Below are 18,996 nucleotides of genomic sequence, written 5' to 3' on the forward strand. Positions count from 1 at the left end.
TAAATGTGATTTTTTATGTCATGACTAGATTTTATCCATGAACTTATATTATATTCGACCTAAAACATAATTTCGTATTATGAAATTAATTGTCATAAATATACAAATTAGAACTCATACAAGGGAATTACGATGAGAAATTATATTGCGCCATTAAAAGACATGAAGTTTGTCCTGAAAGATCTGCTCAATGTTGAACAGAAATACACAGGCTATGCAAAGTTTGCAGACAAAGTTTCTATGGATATTATGGAACAATATCTGGAAGTCGCTGCGGACTTTTGCCAAAACGAACTTCTACCGATTAATGCAACAGGCGACCAGCAGGGCTGCCGTTTGCAGGATGGCGTCGTAACTACACCGGATGGTTTTAAAGCGGCTTATGACAAATATGTAGAACTCGGCTTTACTTCATTAACTGGTGATGAAAAATATGGCGGCCAAGGCTTCCCGACTTTATACCGTATTGCCATTTCAGAAATTATCACAGCGACCAACTGGTCTTGGGGTATGTATCCAGGCCTGTCACATGGTGCGATGCGTACCTTGGAACATCATGGTAGCGACGAACAGAAACAGAAATTCCTGGTACCTTTAATTGCAGGCCGCTGGACAGGCACCATGTGTTTAACTGAATCACATGCGGGTTCTGATCTGGGCCTGATCCGTACCAAAGCGGTGCCAAATGAAGATGGTAGCTACAGCATCAGCGGTGAGAAAATCTTTATTTCTGCAGGTGAGCATGATCTGGCTGAAAATATCGTGCATATTGTATTAGCACGTTTACCGGATGCGCCTGCCGGCACCAAAGGTATTTCACTGTTCATCGTGCCTAAATACAATCTGGATGAAGCTGGGAATGTGGCTTCTCGCAATGGCGTGGTGTGTAGCGCGATTGAACACAAGATGGGTATTCATGGCAATGCGACCTGTGTGCTGAATTTTGACAATGCCAAAGGCTTCCTGATCGGGCCTGAAAACCGCGGCTTGAACTGCATGTTTACCTTTATGAACTCTGCGCGTATTGGAACGGCGATTCAGGGTCTTGCTGCAGCTGAATCTTCTTATCAAGGTGCATTGGCTTATGCCAAAGACCGTCTGGCGATGCGTTCACTTGAAGGTGCGAAAGAGCCAAATCTGCCTGCGGATCCAATCATCGTGCATCCGGCAGTACGTAATATGTTACTGACTCAGAAAGTATTTGCAGAAGGTTCACGTGCCTTGGCTTATTATCTGGCTACGTATGCAGATATTGCTGAAGCAACAGATAATCCTGAAGAGAAAAAAGCCGCAGAAGATCGTCTGGCATTATTAACCCCAATTGCTAAAGCATTAATGACTGAAACGGGTGTAGAAGCAGCCAAACACGGTATGCAGGTCTTTGGTGGACACGGCTATATTGCTGAACATGGCATGGAACAGATTGCCCGTGATGCACGTATTGCTAGCCTCTATGAAGGTACCACTGAAATTCAGTCTATTGATTTACTGGCTCGTAAAGTGCTGGGTTCGAAACTAGGTTTATTGACTGCATTAACAGATGAGATTCAGGGCTTTGTAAAAGAACATCAGCAACATGCCCAGTTTAACCAGCAAGTGGCACAAGTGAGCCAGTTGACTGAGCAATGGCTAGAATTAACCAAAACCATTCAGTCTCAGACGCAACAGTCTGCCAATGAAATCGGTGCGGCATCAGTCGATTACTTATATTTCTCTGGTTATGTAGTGTCTTCATATTTATGGCTAAAAATGGCGATTACGGCTCAGCAAAAGATTGAAGAAGGCAATACTGATCCGTTCTATGCAGCGAAGATCAAAACCGCACAATTCTTCTTTGCACGTATTCTGCCAAGAACTTCAAGCCACATTGCCAATATTCAGGCCGGTGGTGAGAGCTTGTTCCTACTGACTCCTGAAGAGTTTAAATTCGATTAATTCTTTTACCCACGATCAATCTCTCGATCGTGGGTCTTTTTTTAATTTCTATTTTTTCATCCTGCACAATATTCAATATCGATGGGTACTTTTCAGTATTACATCGGCCATAAAACAACAAGATCAGGAGTCTATATGGATTTAGACACGATTACACGACAATGTCCTTATGGTGATCAACAACTCACTTATCATGAAGTCGGACAGAAATCCTCATATCCCACCATTATTCTGATTCATGGCACAGGTGGAAATACCGACAAACATTTCAGTTATATTTTCCCCATGCTCGGTATTCATCAGCGGGTTTTATCCATTGATTTGCACACTCCAGATAAAGCCGATCTGGCAGTGACTGATTTTAGTCAACAAGTTGAAGCACTGATCCAGCATGCAGTTGCAGAAGATGAAGCAATTACTGTGATGGGTTATTCACTTGGTGCTGTGATTGCTGCACAAGTAGCTGCGAGTCTTAAACAGCGCGTGGCACGTTTGATCCTGTTGGCCGGTTGGGCAAAAACCAGCTCGGTGCAACAACTACGGACCACGATCTGGCAACAGCTATTTAACGATCAATCCGCAGCTTTACCGCATTTTGTGAATTATTGCCTGTATAGCGATGATTATTTGTCTGCACGTAGTGAACAGCAGGTGTTGGATCTGGCACGCTTCGTTAAGCCTTCTCAAGATGCAGCCAAACAGCGTGAACTGAATTATCGCATTGATATCACCGCTATTTTGCCGGACATCTCTGCGGAGACTTTGATCGTGGCTTGCCGTGAAGACCGGATGGTGCCTTTAGCACAAGCCAAATTACTGTTTGCTTCTATTCAGAACAGCCGCTATATCGAAATTTCTTCGGGACATGCAATCCATATTGAAGCGCCAGCAGAGGCAGTGCAACTGATCAACCAGTTTAGCCAGCATCCAGAGCAGTATCCGGCGAATCAAAAAATCCAGCCCATGATGCCTTAAAAAAGGAGAAAAATAATGCAAGCTCAAGGACAGCGCAGCAAGATTTTAATTGTAGGCAGCGGTTTTGGTGGCCTAGGAATGGCGATCCGTCTTAAACAGCAGGGCATTTACGATTTTAAAATCATTGAACGTGCAGCAGAAGTAGGCGGAACATGGCGGGATAATACTTATCCCGGTGTCGCCTGTGATGTACCTTCCCATTTATATTCTTTCTCGTTTATTAAAAATCCCAACTGGTCACGTGTCTTTCCGCAAGGGGCAGAAATTCAACGTTACTTAATTCAATGCTGTGATCAGGAAAATATCCGGCCACATATTGATTTTCATACTCAGCTCGAAAAAGCCAGCTGGAATACCGAAAAACGTATCTGGAATATTCAGACATCTAAAGGTTCTTATGAAGCAAATTTTTTAATTACAGCAACCGGGCATCTGGCAGATGAACATCTGCCACAAATTCCGGGACTAGAAGAATTTCAAGGTCAGGTCATGCATTCTGCACGTTGGAATCACGAAGTGAATCTGGATAATCAGCGTGTGGTTGTCGTGGGTTCAGGGGCTTCAGCTATCCAGCTTGTACCGGAAATTGCCAAAACAGCAAAAAGTCTGACCGTATTGCAACGCAGTGCGCCGTATATTTTACCGCGACCAGACCGGCCTTATTCTGAGTCAGAAAAACAGCTTTTCCGCAAAGAACCAGACAGCATGGCAGTGTTAAGACATTCTTTGTTCTGGGGCAATGAATACAATTTTGCCCAGCGCCGTAATCTGAAAAGTCAGATCGAGCGGGTCAAAAAAAACTGCCTGCAATTCTTGAAACACCAGATTTCAGATCCTAAATTACAGCAGAAACTCACACCGAATTATGAACCGGGCTGCAAGCGTTTATTGCTGTCCAATGATTATTATCCGACTTTTCTAAAACCCAATGTCACGCTTGAAGACTCAGCTTTGACTGAAATTACGAAAGATGGTGTGATCAGTAAGTCCGGCAATGAGTTTTCTGCAGATATCATCGTCTTTGCTACTGGATTTGAAGCAGCACGTCCACCTTATGCGGCAAAGGTGGTAGGTAAACATGGCTTAAGCCTTGAGCAGCAATGGTCTAGTGGTATGCAGGGTTATCAATCTACGACAGTCCATAATTTTCCAAACCTGTTCATTCTGAATGGTCCCAATACCGGAAGTGGGCATAACTCAGCGCTTTATTTCCTGGAAACCCAATTTGATCTGGTACTGGACGCCTTGCAATTTTTTGAACAGCAACAGATTCAGGTTTTTGAAGCCGATCAGAACGCCGAAAATCGCTATATGCAGGAATTACAGCAACTTTCCCAAGGCAGTGTCTGGTTATCAGAAAGCTGTCAAAGCTGGTATCTGGACCCGGTGAGTCGCAAACTGACTTTGGTCTGGCCGGATTATGCACATTCTTTCAGAGATAAAAACCAGCATTTTATTCGCAGTGGTTACCATTATGAATATATAGAAAATGCTCAGAGAAAAGTTGTCTGATTTTTAAATTTATTCATTAAAAAAACCAGTCTATTTGACTGGTTTTTTATCAAAAGATGATAGAGATTAATCTGCTTTTTGCGGATCATATAAGCGATCACGTATAAACAGTGCAGGAATCAGACCGCAAATAAAATAGGCACCTGCCATTTACCAGTAGACCCGTTCCAATTGAGCCTCCATGAGCAAAATAACCAATAGTGAGTGGTGCAAATACTGCTCCGATACGGCCTATATTGAATGCACCACCTACAGCCGTACCACGAATCGAAGTAGGGAAGCTTTCAGTCATATACGTGGCATTAATGGCAAATGGTATACCATACAAGAAGCCGAACATGAGCATCAGGTACAAAATATTGGTCGGTGTATTGAAATAAATTACAATCGGAAGAAACAGGGCTGTGCCCATGGTTCCAAAAGCGAACAAGGCACGTCGTCCGAAACGATCTGCCAGAATCCCGGCGACGATCTTGGCAAAAATCATGATCATAAACGTGCCAACCATATAGCCAGTCATGGCCTTAAAGCTGATGCCCAGATCCGATTCGAGATAGGCAGGTAACCAGTTACTTAAACCGGCATAGCCAAATTGCAGGGCACCTGCACTTAAAATCCATAGTAAAAATATCCAGCGGTGATTTTTATCTTTGAGAATGACTTTATAAGGATTCTCTTTTTTCACCTTAACTTTGCTAGCTGCTTCCTGACGTTTTAATTCACGTGAACGTAGCCATGAATCCGGCTCAGGAACAAGAAAATAAAGCAGAAAAGCCAGAACGATCGGGCAAATGGTAATCCAGTACAGCATACGCCAGCCATATTCAGGAATAATCCAGCCCGCCAGTAAAGTTGCACATAATGAACCTAAGGTAAAACCGGTCATAAGTGCCGCCAGAACAGTCGTCCGGTATTTTGTCGGAACATATTCTGACATTAAGGTATTACAGGCGATGTATAGGGAACCCAGTCCAATAGCTGCAATACTGCGGATAATTAAAAACTGATGATAAGATTCTACAAAACCCAAAGTGCAAGATAAAATTGAAGAAAGAATCATATAAAATACAATAACTTTCACCCGGCCAAAACGGTCACAGGCCCAACCGCCAATCACTCCACCGACCAGACTCCAGCTCCCTAAGGCACCTGCCTGAACCGTGGTTAAATTAAATTCAGCTTTGATACTGGTGAGGCTATAGGCCAAGAAAGCCAGATCAACACCGTCTGCAAGTAAAATAAGAAAACATAGAATAAACGCGGTCATCCATATTTTTTTAGGCTGAACTGTGGCCTGTTCAGCTTCTAGCACTGAAGTTTCATACGTCATCATCGACATCCTTTTCTTTTTACATTGTTGTTTTATAAGAATGAATCCACATTTTTTTGTTGCTTTTACTGATTTATTATTTCGCTATAAGAAATGTCATATTATTAATTGATAAAATATATCCAAATAATTAGCCATAAAATTCGTGATTTTATTTGTAAAAATTTGAAATTAGCCAAATATTGCATTGATTTGGGAGGAAAGATAACGTTATTATTTTTTAATCAAAATAAAGTTTCACGATACAAAATAAATTTAAAATCAAGGATAGGAGTGCTGTAATGACAAGTCAGCCATGGATGGAAGAATATAAAAAATGGAACGTCAATCCGGAATTTACCTGGCCTGACCCTGATAAAACTTTGAGCATGACAATTGCTGAGAATCTACTTAAGTTTAAAGATAAGACTGCATTTTTTTATCTGGATCGAAATTTCAGCTATCAGGAGATTGATGTTTATAGCCAGAAACTGGCTACTTACCTACAGAATCTAGGCTTGGCGGCCGGTAGCCGGATCGCTGTGATGTTGCCGAATATTATTCAATATCCGATTGCGACTTTCGCGATTATTCGCGCAGGTTATATTCTGGTGAATGTAAACCCGATGTACACCCAACGCGAGCTGTATCATCAAGTGCAGGATTCAGGAGCAGAAGCCTTGATTATTCTAGGCTCAACCTTAAAACAGTTAAATAATCTGGATGAATGTCCTGCACTGAAACATGTAATTTCTACCCATCCGCTCGATTTCATTCAGGATCAGCCTGTTTCAACTTATAGACAGGCTGCGCAATATTCAGGAAAACAGTTTTCTGACTTTAAACAGGCCATCGATCAGGTACGGGTCATTGATTTTGAAGCGCCTGTACAGCAGCAGGAAGATACCGTTATTCTGCAATATACCGGTGGAACTACAGGTGTTTCCAAAGGTGCTGAGCTCAGTCATCGCAATATCTTATTTAATATTGCCCAGAACAGTACGGTGTTTATCAGCCATTTTGGCGATCGTTATGCCACAGAAGATGAATATGTGTTTTGTGCCTTGCCGCTGTATCACATTTATGGTTTTACCATCTGCCTGTTCAGTTATGGACTAAGTCGAGGTTTTGCCAATGTGCTGATTCCAAATCCAAGAGATCTGGATGCTTTAGTCGATCAATATCATAAACATCCTCCGACGGTGTTTCCGGGCGTGAATACCATGTTTAATGCATTGGCTCATCATCCACGTTTCCGCGAGCTGGATCACTCACGCCTAAAAACCACGACAGGCGGTGGTGCATCTGTTTTAAAAAACACGGCAGAATTATGGTATGAAGTCACAGGCTGTCATATCTATGAAGGCTACGGTCTTTCTGAGACCTCACCAACGGCAACATTTAACCCGCCTTTAAGCAAGCGCTTTAGCAGTAGTATTGGCTTGCCATTGGCAGGCACAGAAATTCAGATTCTGGATGATGAAGGAAAACCTGTAGCACTTCATCAGGCTGGAGAAATTGCTATTCGCGGCCCTCAGGTGATGAAAGGTTACTGGAAGCAACCGGAAGCAACAGCACAGGTATTTACCAAAGATGGTTTTTTCCTGACAGGTGATATCGGCTGTATGGATGAGAAGGGTTATATCACCATTCTGGACCGTAAAAAGGACATGATTCTGGTCTCCGGCTTTAATGTCTATCCAAATGAGTTAGAAGGTGTTTTATCCAAACATCCGAAAATCCTGGAATGTGCTGTCATTGGGGTTAATGATGAAAAATCTGGACAAGTCCCGAAAGCCTTTATTGTAAAACAGGATACCAGTCTGACTGAGAATGAAGTCATGACTTATCTGAGACTACAACTGACCAGTTATAAGCTACCAAAATATATTGAGTTTGTGTCTGGATTGCCAAAGTCTGCAGTCGGTAAAATTCTACGTCGTGAGTTGCCTAAAACCGTGCAGCCGGATGCTAAAGCCTGTTAAGGAATGACATAGTCAAAATAAAAAAGGAATCTTTCGATCACTGCTGTCCCATAGTTTGCTTTAAATAAAAAAACCTGAGTCCTAACAGTTAAAATATGAGTGCAAACAAACTGCATCAACAGCAGCAGTAGCGAATTAGAATTTCGGCATAAAACTAATAAAAACCCTGATGTGACATCACATCAGGGTTTTTAACCAGTAAATAAATAACTGGCCTACAATGACTTATATCTGGATGAAATCTTATTTTAATAACTTTAACAGCGCCTCAGCCGTTGCGGCAGAAGATGCCGGATTCTGTCCGGTAATTAACAAGCCATCTTGCTGTACATGCACCTGCCAGTCCTCAGCCTTGGAATACTGTCCGCCTTTTTCTTTTAGTGTATCTTCAACTAAAAATGGCACAATATCAGTCAGGCCAACACCATCTTCTTCGGTATTACTAAAGCCAGTCACTGATTTACCTTCGACAATAGGTCGGCCTTCTGCATTTTTAACATCGCGAAGTACACCCGGTGCATGACAGACAAGTGCCACAGGTTTATTAGCCTGTAGAGACTGTTCAATTAAGGAAATAGAATTCTGGTCCTTGGCCAGGTCCCATAACGGTCCATGACCGCCCGGATAAAAGACCGCATCAAAATCCTGATTTAGCACTTCACTTAATTTATGCGTATTGGCAAGTGCCTGCATGGCTACTTCATCTGCTTCAAAACGTTTGGTTGTTTCGGTTTGTGCATCAGGTTCATTACTTTTTGGATCAAGTGGTGGCTGGCCACCAGCAGGAGAGGCTAATGTTACGTCTGCACCTGCATCAATAAAAGTGTAGTAAGGCGCGGCGAGTTCTTCGAGCCAGAATCCGGTTTTTTTTCCCGTTTCGCCAAGTTGATCATGTGAGGTTAATACAATCAGAATTTTCATATTTTTCCTTAAAATTATCTTGAATGACTTGATGAAATAACGAAACAAAGGAACGAATCTGACTTCCTAACGCAATCAGATTTTTTCGATTGTTTAAAAATAAAAAGAATAAAATCTGGATAGTTGAAATGATGCTAAATCAATAGCATCACTTTCCTTGAACTTTGGATAGCTCAGTTTTTCTTTTTCTTGCCACCGCCGTCTTGCTTATTCACAGTCGACCAGGCAATACGCTCTGCTTCGTCTTCAGAACGACCACGATCTTTTTCACTGTCTTCAATATGCTTAGCTTGCCGTTTTTGCTTTTCGGTATAAGCCGATTTATCACCTCTAGACATTTTACTATCCTCATCAGGTAGGGTCTGAAATCACTATAACAAGGGATGATTTTGGCGCGGGTAATCATCTGTCAGGATTTGTTTGAATTGTTTTATAGCTTTAAGATGAATTTTATTGATATTCATCAAATTCTATCCTTTGAAAGGTGTCTGAATCTAAAACATATCAAGTAATTAATAAAAAAGTAGATAACGACCTAAAAGACCGCTATCTACTTTCAAACTTTGATTAGCCGTTAATAATACTGCCGCCATTTACATGAATGACCTGACCTGAAATATAGCTGGCTTCTTCACTGGCCAGAAATAAATAGGCAGGAGCGACCTCACTCGGTTGTCCCATACGTCCCATTGGTGTCTGTTTACCAAAATCTTCCAGTTGTTCTTCATCAAAGCTACTTGGAATGAGTGGTGTCCAGATTGGGCCTGGTGCAACACCATTCACACGAATTCCGGTTTTATTTTTCGCCAGATTGGTAGATAAGCTGCGAGTAAATGAAGTAATCGCGCCTTTGGTACTCGAATAGTCTATCAACGTGTCATGCCCATGATAGCTGGTGATACTGGTCGTATTAATAATACTGTCACCTGCCTGCATATGCGGAAGCACCGCCTGAGTAAGATGGAACATAGACAGGATATTGACATTAAAGGTCTTGAATAACTGATCTGGAGAAATATCAGTAATACTGTCCTGCGGATACTGTACACCTGCATTATTTACCAGAATATTAATGGTTTTAAATTCCTGAAGGGTCTGCTCAACCATTTTTTTGATTTCATCAGGATGCTGTAAATCGCATTGAATCAACAGGCAACGACGTCCCTCTGCTTCAACCATTTTTTTGGTATCAAGCGCATCCCGGTCTTCATCCAGATAGCAAATGGCAATATCGGCACCTTCGCGGGCAAACAATACTGATACAGAGCGACCGATCCCGCTGTCACCACCTGTAATGAGTGCTACTTTGCCTCTTAATTTATCGCTACCTTTATAATTATCTTTAATGACTTCCGGGGTAGGATCCATTTTAGTCTGGTCACCCGGTTGATGAGCCTGGGTTTCAGTTGAAGCTGGAGTTTCAGGATAGTTATTCATATTTTTTCCTTGATTGCTCTTGATGAAAAAATATATTAGGAGCTTTTAGTTGGGTTTAAATTAGACTCAACATTTCATAACAGAACCTGTGCAAGATTTAGCATTTATACATTTAGCTTAAATTGACACTTTAAAACTGTATGTTCGAGTTATTTAAAGTCGACTTCTAGAATGAAATATCGGGTTTCTTTTTAAGAAATTGCTCGAGCACTGATTACAGAACCCGCCTTGTTACTGGCCGATGAACCGACCGGGAACCTGGATACCCAGACCGCGTCTGAAGTTTTTGAACTGTTTCGTAAAGTAAATAAGGAACAAGGCTGTGCCATTTTGCTGGTGACTCATGATCCGCGCTTGTCTGTTAGTTGTGATCGCACCATCAAGTTAGTTGACGGCCTGATTCAAAGTGATACCAGAACAGCTCCAGCAGATATTCCTGAAAATACTTAATTTTTAAATATTTTAAGAATTTGTATTCTCCAATTATGGATAAATAAAGATTTTTCTTATCACTTAAGCCTTGCAATAAAGCTGATATAAGGTTTGCATCAGGGTGAGTACTTTGGGGTCGGAAAGCTGATAGAAAATCTGCTTGCCTTCCCGACGCGTGCTGACCATTTCTGCTTTTCGGAGTACGGTGAGTTGTTGCGAGAGAGTAGGTTGGTGAATATCTGTTTGTAGCTCAATCTGTTGCACATTCATTTCACTATCGACCAGTACACATAGAATTTTCAGACGGTCAGAATTCGACAACACTTTTAAGCGTTCGCTCACCACATGAGCCTGAGAAAAATCAATACGTGTCTGAGATTCATCTGCTGTCATATAAGAAACCTGTATTAGTCACGCAATATTTAAAAACTGTCTTGATTAATATTTATAATTATATAATATAAAATTATATATTGTAAGTGGGATATGCTCATGCATGACTTTTTGGCAGCGTTTCTCGGTGGATTACTGCTTGGTCTTTCAGTGGTCGGCTATCTGTATGTCAATGGCCGTATTGCGGGCGTGAGTGGTTTGGTTGGGCAGGTACTTAATCGAAAGACGATTTTCAAAACTCCTGCGGTCTGGTTTTTAGCAGGACTATTTATAGTTCCATTTATCTACGGCGTTTTGTTTCAGCCAGAAATTGAGCTGAATGCCAGCCCATGGATGATGGTCATTGCCGGTTTACTGGTCGGCTTTGGTACACGTTTAGGTTCAGGTTGTACCAGTGGACATGGCATCTGTGGGATTAGCCGTCTGTCAAATCGCTCCTTTGTTGCGACCGGGTCTTTTATGCTGGCGGGATTTATCACGGTTTATGTTGTTCGTCATCTGGTTGGAGCTATCTAAATGAAAAATCTATTCGCTTTTCTATTTGGTGGCCTGTTTTCAGTCGGCTTAATGCTCTCAGGTATGTCTAATCCTGAAAAAGTTCTGGATTTTCTGGATCTGTTTGGGGATTGGGATGCCAGTCTTGCCTTTGTCATGATGGGGGCAATTCTGGTGGCTTTTATTCCTTTCCAGAAAGCTAAACATAATCCACATCCGACCACTTTATTTAATGAACCCATTGATTTACCAAAGAATCAAAAAATTGACCCTAAACTGCTTTCGGGTAGTTTATTATTTGGTATCGGTTGGGGAATTGCAGGCATTTGTCCGGCACCCAGTTTTACCCTGATTGGTTTGGGACATTATCAAGCCTTGTATTTTATTGCAGCTATGCTGCTTGGGGTCTGGATTCACCGTAAATGGGCAGGAGTATAAATATGACACAGCAGCCAAACGTCAAAGCGTTTTTTGATAAAAATACCAATACTTTTAGTTATGTGGTGAGCGATCCTCAAACTGCCCAATGTGCCATTATTGATAGCGTGCTGGATTACGATGCTGCGTCTGCCACTACATCGACCGAGCATGCCGATCAGATGATTGCCTATGTGAAATCACAAGTTTTGACCGTGGAATGGATTCTGGAAACCCATGTACATGCTGATCATCTGACAGCCGCCCCATATCTGAAACAGCAATTAGGCGGCAAGATTGCAATCAGTAAGAAAATTTCGCTGGCGCAGGAAACTTTTGCCGAGATTTATCATCTGGACATGAAACAGATCAATGCGCATCAGCCTTTTGACTATCTGTTTGAAGATGGTGAGCATTTCAAGATTGGAGAACTGGAAGTTTATAATATTCCTACACCTGGCCATACACCTGCCTGTTTAAGCTATATGATTGGTGATGCCGTCTTTGTAGGGGATACACTGTTTATGCCTGACTATGGAACGGCTCGTTGTGATTTTCCAAATGGCAGTGCCTCGGTTTTATATGATTCTGTTCACAAGCTATTTCAACTCCCGGAAAGTACCCGGGTATTTCTATGTCATGACTATTTGCCAGAGTCACGTCATGAATATCAATGTGAAACGACAATTCAGCAGCAAAAACAGCAAAACGTTCATATCCGTGAAGGGATTAGCAAATCTGAATTTGTACAGATGCGAGAGCAGCGTGATGCGGGTCTAACTATGCCTAAACTGATTTTGCCTGCGATCCAGATCAATATGAATGGAGGACAGTTTCCAATGCCAGAAAACAATGGTGTGTCTTATTTGAAGCTGCCGCTAAATTATTTTAAGAAGTGATCAATTTATCAGGAACAAAATATTAATCTTTAAATTAAGCGCTTATAGAGTTTGCGAATTTTAATATTCCACCTTATGCTATTTGGGTTAACTCATTTTTATATTTTCAGGGTGCATCGTGCTCAGACAGTTCTTTAAACAGATCTGGTTTGTGATGCTTATGGTCTTCGCCGTAGGCTGGAGCGGCATGTCTGTTGCTTCAGTAAAAACGATGCATCTGGAAACGTCAGCGAAGCAGATGAGTTCCCATTGTCAGGAAATGGCAAAAATAGAGAAGTTACATAGCCAGCATCAAGCTATGCATGGTTCTGCTCATGATATGAGTCAGGACATGGATTGCCACTCCGACTTAAACGAGCACAAAGATGACTGTCCGGATTGTATTTATAGCTCTTGCCATAACCTGAGTGGCTGGATCGATGTGGAAATTTCGAAGTTAACTCTCCCTGAGATTCATGCCTTAGAAACCACTTTTATCTCTAGTTATCAAGCCAAGCACCTTGCCGGGTATTGGCAGGAAATACTGCGCCCACCTAAGGCTTAATCCTCGTTATTTATATTTTAATAAATCAAGGATTAAGTTATGTCGATTAAAATTAGTCAAAGCCTATTATTGGGCTTAAGTTTAGTGATCTCTTCTTCATTATTTGCTGCTGTAAAAGAATATCAGCTGGTTATTGATGAAGGTCCAGTCAATCTCACCGGTAAAACGGTACAACGTATTACAGTTAACGGTAAATTTCCTGCACCTTTACTGGAATTTGAGGAAGGTGATGAAGCTGTTATTCGCGTCAAAAACAAGCTAAAAAATAAAGAAAGTTCTCTTCATTGGCATGGTTTATTGCTACCCGGCCTGATGGATGGTGTCCCGGGTTTTAACGGGTTTCAGGGCATTGCACCTGATCAGGAATTTGTCTATCGCTTTAAAATTCGTCAGAGTGGAACCTACTGGTATCATGCCCATTCCAAGGGTCAGGAACAGGACGGCCTTTATGGCGCCTTTGTGATCTATCCCAAAAACCAGGCGGAAGTTCCTGCACATGAGCATACCGAGCGTGATTATGTGGTCATGCTTTCAGAATTTCATGAGCAGTCCGGCCAGCAGATCATGAATAATTTAAAAAAATCTGCCGAGTATTATCAAAATCAGCGTGAAACTCTGGGCGATGTTTTTCAGCAAATCAAACGGGAAGGGCTTAAAGCCACCTGGAATGATCGCAAAATGTGGAATCAGATGCGCATGCTGAAAACCGATCTGTCTGATGTAACCGGCTATACCTTTTTGGTGAATGGAAAAACGCCTGAACAGAACTGGATGGCACAGTTTAAACCGAATGAAAAAGTGCGACTGCGTTTTATCAATGCCTCTGCCATGTCATTTTTCGATGTGCGTATTCCACAGTTAAAAATGACAGTGGTCAGTGCAGACGGGCAGCCTGTCAAACCTGTAGTTGTCGATGAATTCCGCATTGGTGCCGCAGAAACCTATGATGTGATTGTGGAGCCCGCTGCGGAACACTATCAGATTGAAGCTGAATCGATTGACCGTTCTGGTTTTGCGATTGGCAGCTTACAGAATGAGTTAAAGCCAGTTCATCATGCCATACACAAACCTATATCCCGTCCTCGTGCCTTATTGACTATGGAAGATATGGGACATGGCAACATGCAGGGTGAAGAACACGAGCAGATGAATCATCAGAATCATGCTAGTCATGACATAAATGTCAAAACAGCTACTAAACATTCGATGATGGGGCATGAGCAGCATGCATCAGCCAAAGTGATCGAGCAAGGGGAAGATAATCATGCCGAGCATTCAGATACTTCATCCGCTATAGATCATGTGAATCACTCAAATATGACCGGGCATATGCAACATGAAAAAGACGCCAAAACTTCTACGCAGCAACCAGTTTACGGCTGGGCTAATGCCTCTACACCGGTAGGGCATAAAGCTTTGCAATATAGCGATCTAAAATCTTTGACCCCGCAAAAAGATATTCGCGAAGCAGAAAGCGAATTGGTGATTCGTTTAGGCGGCACCATGGAACGGTATATCTGGACCATGAACGGCAAAAAATTTAATGAAGCAGAGCCGCTCAAAGTGAAATTTGGGGAACGGATCAGGCTGAAATTTATCAATGACAGTATGATGGCGCATCCAATGCATTTACATGGCATGTTCATGCAGCTCGAAAATGGCCAGTCTGCAATAGATATGCCGAATAAACATACAGTGATTGTCCCACCTGGAAAAACCGTTACGACTTTGCTGACTGCAAATGAACTAGGTGAATGGGCGATTCATTGTCATCTGCTGTATCACATGACTGCCGGCATGATGAATAAACTGATTGTAGCAAATGTTCAGGAAAATGGCGTTTCGACTCAGGATACTGTGCGAGAAGATCATTCCAATCATCACATGCCAAAACCAGCAGAAAAACAAGGAGATGCTCATGCGCACCATTAATCTTTGTTTGAAACCTGTTTTGGCTAGTGTATTGGCGTTGGGAAATATTGCTGTTTTTGCTGAAGAAAGTTCTCAACAGCATGCTGATCATTCGATGCATCATCAACAATCACTCCAATCGTCAGAGCATCATTTAACTTCAGTAGCACCGGAAATTACTGAAAATTTAATTCCAGATTCAGCTTCAACCTATTCCAGCGAACATGATCATCGCAAGGAACATGGAGGGCAAATTTATACGCGGGTCAAACTGGACAATAAATGGATCAAAAACTCAGAAGGTGAGGAAGGCTTACAGTCTGAGAATGAGCTTCGGATTGGCACGGATGAAAATAAACTGTTCATTAAACTCAAAGCTGACAAGCAGGAATCCAGAGCAACAGAATATGCAGTCCAAGCTCTGTATAGCCGGAATATTTCAGATTTCTGGGATGCTCAGGCGGGTCTTCGCTACCGTCAGGAAAATTTGGGTCAGCCTAATGCTGGGCAAAATATTGAACATGTAGATGCAATATTTGGATTCCATGGGTTGGCGCCGTATTTCTTTGAAACCAATGCACATCTGTATCTTGGTCAAGATGATTTTATCGGACTTGAGCTAGAAACAGAACGTGATCTGCTACTCACACAAAAACTGATTTTGCAGCCTTATTTTGAAGTTGACCTCATTCTGAAGGATAAAGCAGCCAATGCCAAAAAGACTGGAATAAGTCATGCGGCATTCGGTCTGGAAACTCGTTATGAAATCAATAAAAAGATCATGCCTTATCTTGATATTGCTTATGAATATTCCAAGGGCAACGAGAAAACTGCATGGCAGGACGCATCTGATTCTGAACAGGGCTGGCGTTATGGAATCGGTTTAAGAATGATGTTCTAAACAGATATGTATGTAAGCTAATATTTATGAGGCGGGAAAATCATTTTCTCGCCTCATATACTTAGTTATATCTTATTCTTAAGGCCTCTATAAACTTTTATATTTTTCTTTGTTTTAAATTATTCATTTTCAGAATAAATATAAATACGATTGGACTTATAACAACCCAAAGTGCCATAAAGCTAATACTACTACTAAATTGAGTTCGTAAAAGGAACAATACCAACAGTAAAAGACTGCCTGAGATCAATTTAACGATGACCGGATAACTCACCAGAAAAGAATATCGAGACTGTCTGGTTTTTAAAATCTGTTTTTCACTCACTGCATAAAAACCAAAACAGGCCATCCAGATCAGTCCTACTATTGCCATCCATATCATGAAGAAGACTCCTGCTGTGCAGTTTTAAGCTTGGCCTGAATTTTATGAACAGCTTTTTGCTGGATAGGTGTAATTTTCTGATGTAGGAAGTAAGCGAGAAGTGCCAAGATCCAGAGCATCAGATCGATACGCAAAAACAGCCAATAGTTCGCAAAAGAATCCAGATAATGCTGGGACCACAAATAATACAGGTCGATGAGTGGAAGCATAAAAGCGGCACAGATGAGAATTTTAAGCTGCGTTTTCCATAAATGCTGTTGTGGCGTTAAACAGGCCAAGATAAAACTACTCAGCCAAATACTAAAGAAGATATAGATTTCATAATTTGTGGTGCCCACAGGAATGTGAATCAAACGGTTTGCATAAAGATAAGCCAGCATGGCAATAGGTAAACCAATTATCATGGTGATATTCAGACGATTCACCAGATAATATCCAAAGTGAAAACGATCCGATTTTTTCTGCATCTGTCGTTTCAGGCTCCAGAGCAATAATCCGGAAGCGATCATGGCACAGCCTAATATGCCTGAGAAAAATAGGGCGAAACGTAAAACAGGTTCGGCAAAACGTGCCATATGCAAACCATATACTCCAGCATTCAGGGTAGCAATTGCACTGTCATTACGGGTGTTTTCAAGCAATTTGCCTGTCGTCGCATTTAATACGAGTTGTGCCTGATTGCGGGTAATAGAATGATCTTTCAATTCGGTTAAGGTAATCTTTGCCAGCTGGGTATTCGGCTGCTTCACGGTAATATTGTCAAATTCTGATTTTCCCCAGTGCTGCTGCGCCGTAGTGATAAAATGTTGAATCGGTAACATCTCCGTTTTAATGGGCACAGCAGAGGGAGCAAGCACATTTTTGGTTCGGATTTCTTCAAAATATTGAAATGGATTTTCTGGATATAGCTGCTTCATGCCAGAAGGCAAAACAATATAAAAGAAAATAGCCAGTCCAGTAAAAGTCATAGTTAAAAAGAACGGTAGCGCAATGACGGAACTGACATTATGAAAATCCAGATAGGAACGTTGTCCTTTAAAAGCTCTCAGAGTAAAGAAGTCGGTCAGAATTTTTTTATGAGTAATGATTCCGGAAATCAGGGTCATCAACATGATGAATGCAGCAATGGTGACAATCAGACGGCCAATGGTATAAGGTACGCCATATAGCTGAAAATGAAAGTTATAGAAAAAATCTCCGCCCTGTGTAGCCGAAAGCGTTAATTCCTTACCTGTCATAGCATCCAAGGTTTTAAGTTGATAAGCACCCTCTGCAGTTTGCCAATAAATTTTATTAACCGGTAAATCCTGATTCGCTACCCCGATATACCAGTTCTGTGCATCAGGTGCATGTTGCTGTAAATAGCTATAAGCAGTTTTTAAAGCTGTTTCCTGGTTCACCTGCATCATGACAAATTGTGGCTGCATCCACATTGTAATTTCATGGCGATAATAGGTAACCGCACCTGTTAAAAAGATCGCGAAGAGGAGCCAGCCAAAACTTAAACCTAGCCATGAATGTAGCCATGCCATAGATTGACGGACAGATTTATGCATGGTTTAACCTATGAAGCGGGAAATGACAAATAAAACAATGAGAGGAATCAGGCTATAGACTGAAAGTGTTTTAAGACTTTGGATACAGAAGATTCCAATCACAAAACAGACATAAAAAATGAGGGCAATAAAGGCAGCCAGATAAACCGATTCAGCTTTGGGTAAACTCGCCTGTAAAAAATAGGCCAGATCGAGAGCAATCAGATAACTACATAAATAACCAATACCAAAGCTCATGCTTAATCGATACAGGATAGCAAGGGGCTGAAAGGTAGAAATCATGGAAAGGCCTTTATATGAATCTGTATAAATAAATATTGAGGTAACTTAATGCACGAAGCTTAAGGTCGTGACCAGGTACTGTTTCTTATACACTTGCTGATTCAATTTTCCTGTCTTGTCTATTTCTTGACTCACCTCTAGTACATATTGACCCTTCCATGGCGTAGCAATATTAATTTGGCCCTGCTTGTTGGTCGTATAATTTTTAAGCCAGTGTTGTGGGGAATAGACAGTCACTTTGACATCCGCAGCTGGTTTACCCTGATACATGACTGTAAAATTATTACTGTTCGGCTGAACCGGTACGATATCCAGCTCTGAGTCTGCTTTCAGGTTTTGTCTGCCGGATTTCGCATGATAGCTGAGTAAGGATTCCCCATAGATCAGTTCATGATGGAGCTGTACATCTGCTTGATCTTTTGTAGAGTAGACCAGATGATCCTTGTGTAGTTGGGGACTAAATTGTTTTTTAGTCTGAATCGCTTTTGCTTGGCTGAATGACTTTAAGGCACCTTCTTGAGTCTCTTTGAGCTGTTCACTATATTCACCAAAGAATGCATGTGTTTTTGCATCTGAAGCACGTTCTAGCCAAAGCATATGTGCCTGAGTAGAAAGGGTCATTGACAGTCCAATTGTCAAAGTAATGATTTTTTTCATGAATTTTACCTGATTATTGTTTAAATATAAGAAAATGAGCTCCGAATATTCTT

The 18,996-nt window shown here is 41.5% G+C and carries 17 protein-coding genes and 2 pseudogenes; 11 read left to right on the top strand and 8 right to left on the bottom strand.

The genetic code is table 11. The features are described from left to right. Window positions 1-132: 132 nt before the first annotated feature. The 3 genes from RJ01_RS09410 to RJ01_RS09420 all read left to right on the top strand — a co-directional run bounded on the left by RJ01_RS09410 (window position 133) and on the right by RJ01_RS09420 (window position 4,422). A complete protein-coding gene (locus RJ01_RS09410) occupies window positions 133-1,935 on the top strand; it encodes an acyl-CoA dehydrogenase C-terminal domain-containing protein (protein WP_005235691.1) in 1,803 nt (600 codons plus the stop codon). Window positions 1,936-2,070: 135 nt separating this feature from the next. Continuing rightward, the gene (locus RJ01_RS09415; RefSeq protein WP_034170874.1) at window positions 2,071-2,910 is read left to right on the top strand and encodes an alpha/beta fold hydrolase; all 840 of its coding nucleotides are present in this window, start codon (window positions 2,071-2,073) and stop codon (window positions 2,908-2,910) included. A gap of 15 nt (window positions 2,911-2,925) precedes the next feature. Further along, window positions 2,926-4,422 carry an NAD(P)/FAD-dependent oxidoreductase gene (locus RJ01_RS09420; RefSeq protein WP_034170875.1) on the top strand — a complete coding sequence of 499 codons (1,497 nt, stop codon included), beginning with the start codon at window positions 2,926-2,928 and terminating at the stop codon, window positions 4,420-4,422. 66 nt (window positions 4,423-4,488) lie between these two features. Here RJ01_RS09420 and RJ01_RS09425 read toward each other — a convergent pair. Further along, window positions 4,489-5,752 (bottom strand): annotated as a pseudogene (locus RJ01_RS09425) (MFS transporter). 281 nt (window positions 5,753-6,033) lie between these two features. Here RJ01_RS09425 and RJ01_RS09430 point away from each other — a divergent pair. Then, entirely contained in the window at window positions 6,034-7,716 is a 1,683-nt protein-coding gene (locus RJ01_RS09430) for an AMP-binding protein (protein ID WP_034170876.1), read from the top strand. A gap of 243 nt (window positions 7,717-7,959) precedes the next feature. On the opposite strand, the gene RJ01_RS09435 is transcribed toward RJ01_RS09430, so the two are convergent. The 3 genes from RJ01_RS09435 to RJ01_RS09445 all read right to left on the bottom strand — a co-directional run bounded on the left by RJ01_RS09435 (window position 7,960) and on the right by RJ01_RS09445 (window position 10,074). Further along, window positions 7,960-8,637: a type 1 glutamine amidotransferase domain-containing protein gene (locus tag RJ01_RS09435; RefSeq protein WP_034170877.1), complete on the bottom strand. Its 678-nt coding sequence runs from the start codon at window positions 8,635-8,637 to the stop codon at window positions 7,960-7,962. Between the two features lie 173 nt (window positions 8,638-8,810). Then, window positions 8,811-8,975, bottom strand: a complete 165-nt coding sequence (locus tag RJ01_RS16290; protein WP_005235678.1) for a hypothetical protein — start codon at window positions 8,973-8,975, stop codon at window positions 8,811-8,813. Between the two features lie 229 nt (window positions 8,976-9,204). Further along, the gene (locus RJ01_RS09445) at window positions 9,205-10,074 is read right to left on the bottom strand and encodes an SDR family oxidoreductase (RefSeq protein WP_005235676.1); all 870 of its coding nucleotides are present in this window, start codon (window positions 10,072-10,074) and stop codon (window positions 9,205-9,207) included. Window positions 10,075-10,272: 198 nt separating this feature from the next. Between RJ01_RS09445 and RJ01_RS09450 the strand changes: the two are divergent. Next, window positions 10,273-10,524: pseudogene (locus RJ01_RS09450) on the top strand (ABC transporter ATP-binding protein); the annotation flags it as partial. Window positions 10,525-10,587: 63 nt separating this feature from the next. On the opposite strand, the gene RJ01_RS09455 reads toward RJ01_RS09450, so the two are convergent. After that, the gene (locus tag RJ01_RS09455) at window positions 10,588-10,899 is read right to left on the bottom strand and encodes a metalloregulator ArsR/SmtB family transcription factor (RefSeq protein WP_034170879.1); all 312 of its coding nucleotides are present in this window, start codon (window positions 10,897-10,899) and stop codon (window positions 10,588-10,590) included. Window positions 10,900-10,998: 99 nt separating this feature from the next. On the opposite strand from RJ01_RS09455, the gene RJ01_RS09460 reads away from it, so the two are divergent. From RJ01_RS09460 to RJ01_RS09485, 6 genes are all read left to right on the top strand, one after another. After that, a complete protein-coding gene (locus RJ01_RS09460) occupies window positions 10,999-11,415 on the top strand; it encodes a YeeE/YedE family protein (RefSeq protein WP_034170880.1) in 417 nt (138 codons plus the stop codon). Next, window positions 11,416-11,832: a DUF6691 family protein gene (locus RJ01_RS09465; protein WP_034170881.1), complete on the top strand. Its 417-nt coding sequence runs from the start codon at window positions 11,416-11,418 to the stop codon at window positions 11,830-11,832. Between the two features lie 2 nt (window positions 11,833-11,834). Continuing rightward, the gene (locus RJ01_RS09470; RefSeq protein WP_034170882.1) at window positions 11,835-12,710 is read left to right on the top strand and encodes an MBL fold metallo-hydrolase; all 876 of its coding nucleotides are present in this window, start codon (window positions 11,835-11,837) and stop codon (window positions 12,708-12,710) included. A 118-nt stretch (window positions 12,711-12,828) separates the two neighbouring features. Then, a complete protein-coding gene (locus RJ01_RS09475) occupies window positions 12,829-13,254 on the top strand; it encodes a hypothetical protein (protein ID WP_034170883.1) in 426 nt (141 codons plus the stop codon). A gap of 39 nt (window positions 13,255-13,293) precedes the next feature. Continuing rightward, complete coding sequence (locus RJ01_RS09480) at window positions 13,294-15,186, top strand: copper resistance system multicopper oxidase (RefSeq protein ID WP_034170884.1); 1,893 nt, start codon at window positions 13,294-13,296, stop codon at window positions 15,184-15,186. Further along, window positions 15,173-16,066, top strand: coding sequence for a copper resistance protein B (locus RJ01_RS09485; RefSeq protein WP_034170885.1), 894 nt, complete (start codon window positions 15,173-15,175; stop codon window positions 16,064-16,066). Before RJ01_RS09480 ends, RJ01_RS09485 begins: the two co-directional genes overlap by 14 nt. Before the next feature lie 378 nt (window positions 16,067-16,444). Here the strand turns inward: RJ01_RS09485 and RJ01_RS09495 are convergent, their stop codons facing one another. The 3 genes from RJ01_RS09495 to RJ01_RS09505 are packed head-to-tail and all read right to left on the bottom strand — an operon-like array spanning window position 16,445 to window position 18,943. After that, window positions 16,445-18,004 (bottom strand): PepSY domain-containing protein, encoded by a 1,560-nt coding sequence (locus RJ01_RS09495; protein ID WP_034170887.1) that lies wholly within the window; start codon window positions 18,002-18,004, stop codon window positions 16,445-16,447. 3 nt (window positions 18,005-18,007) lie between these two features. Beyond that, window positions 18,008-18,286 carry a hypothetical protein gene (locus tag RJ01_RS09500; protein ID WP_034170888.1) on the bottom strand — a complete coding sequence of 93 codons (279 nt, stop codon included), beginning with the start codon at window positions 18,284-18,286 and terminating at the stop codon, window positions 18,008-18,010. Window positions 18,287-18,331: 45 nt separating this feature from the next. Then, window positions 18,332-18,943, bottom strand: coding sequence for a DUF4198 domain-containing protein (locus RJ01_RS09505; protein ID WP_034170889.1), 612 nt, complete (start codon window positions 18,941-18,943; stop codon window positions 18,332-18,334). Window positions 18,944-18,996: the final 53 nt, after the last annotated feature.

Source organism: Acinetobacter sp. YZS-X1-1, assembly GCF_000804305.1.
GTDB lineage: Bacteria > Pseudomonadota > Gammaproteobacteria > Pseudomonadales > Moraxellaceae > Acinetobacter > Acinetobacter variabilis.

What these genes read in the sequence shown, in the direction of transcription:
- RJ01_RS09505 (WP_034170889.1), bottom strand. Translation starts at nt 18,943, where the DNA reads ATGAAAAAAATCATTACTTTGACAATTGGACTGTCAATGACCCTTTCT.
- RJ01_RS09445 (WP_005235676.1), bottom strand. Translation starts at nt 10,074, where the DNA reads ATGAATAACTATCCTGAAACTCCAGCTTCAACTGAAACCCAGGCTCAT.
- RJ01_RS09485 (WP_034170885.1), top strand. Translation starts at nt 15,173, where the DNA reads ATGCGCACCATTAATCTTTGTTTGAAACCTGTTTTGGCTAGTGTATTG.
- RJ01_RS09415 (WP_034170874.1), top strand. Translation starts at nt 2,071, where the DNA reads ATGGATTTAGACACGATTACACGACAATGTCCTTATGGTGATCAACAA.
- RJ01_RS09480 (WP_034170884.1), top strand. Translation starts at nt 13,294, where the DNA reads ATGTCGATTAAAATTAGTCAAAGCCTATTATTGGGCTTAAGTTTAGTG.
- RJ01_RS09430 (WP_034170876.1), top strand. Translation starts at nt 6,034, where the DNA reads ATGACAAGTCAGCCATGGATGGAAGAATATAAAAAATGGAACGTCAAT.
- RJ01_RS09420 (WP_034170875.1), top strand. Translation starts at nt 2,926, where the DNA reads ATGCAAGCTCAAGGACAGCGCAGCAAGATTTTAATTGTAGGCAGCGGT.
- RJ01_RS09470 (WP_034170882.1), top strand. Translation starts at nt 11,835, where the DNA reads ATGACACAGCAGCCAAACGTCAAAGCGTTTTTTGATAAAAATACCAAT.
- RJ01_RS16290 (WP_005235678.1), bottom strand. Translation starts at nt 8,975, where the DNA reads ATGTCTAGAGGTGATAAATCGGCTTATACCGAAAAGCAAAAACGGCAA.
- RJ01_RS09435 (WP_034170877.1), bottom strand. Translation starts at nt 8,637, where the DNA reads ATGAAAATTCTGATTGTATTAACCTCACATGATCAACTTGGCGAAACG.
- RJ01_RS09460 (WP_034170880.1), top strand. Translation starts at nt 10,999, where the DNA reads ATGCATGACTTTTTGGCAGCGTTTCTCGGTGGATTACTGCTTGGTCTT.
- RJ01_RS09500 (WP_034170888.1), bottom strand. Translation starts at nt 18,286, where the DNA reads ATGATTTCTACCTTTCAGCCCCTTGCTATCCTGTATCGATTAAGCATG.
- RJ01_RS09410 (WP_005235691.1), top strand. Translation starts at nt 133, where the DNA reads ATGAGAAATTATATTGCGCCATTAAAAGACATGAAGTTTGTCCTGAAA.
- RJ01_RS09455 (WP_034170879.1), bottom strand. Translation starts at nt 10,899, where the DNA reads ATGACAGCAGATGAATCTCAGACACGTATTGATTTTTCTCAGGCTCAT.
- RJ01_RS09465 (WP_034170881.1), top strand. Translation starts at nt 11,416, where the DNA reads ATGAAAAATCTATTCGCTTTTCTATTTGGTGGCCTGTTTTCAGTCGGC.
- RJ01_RS09495 (WP_034170887.1), bottom strand. Translation starts at nt 18,004, where the DNA reads ATGCATAAATCTGTCCGTCAATCTATGGCATGGCTACATTCATGGCTA.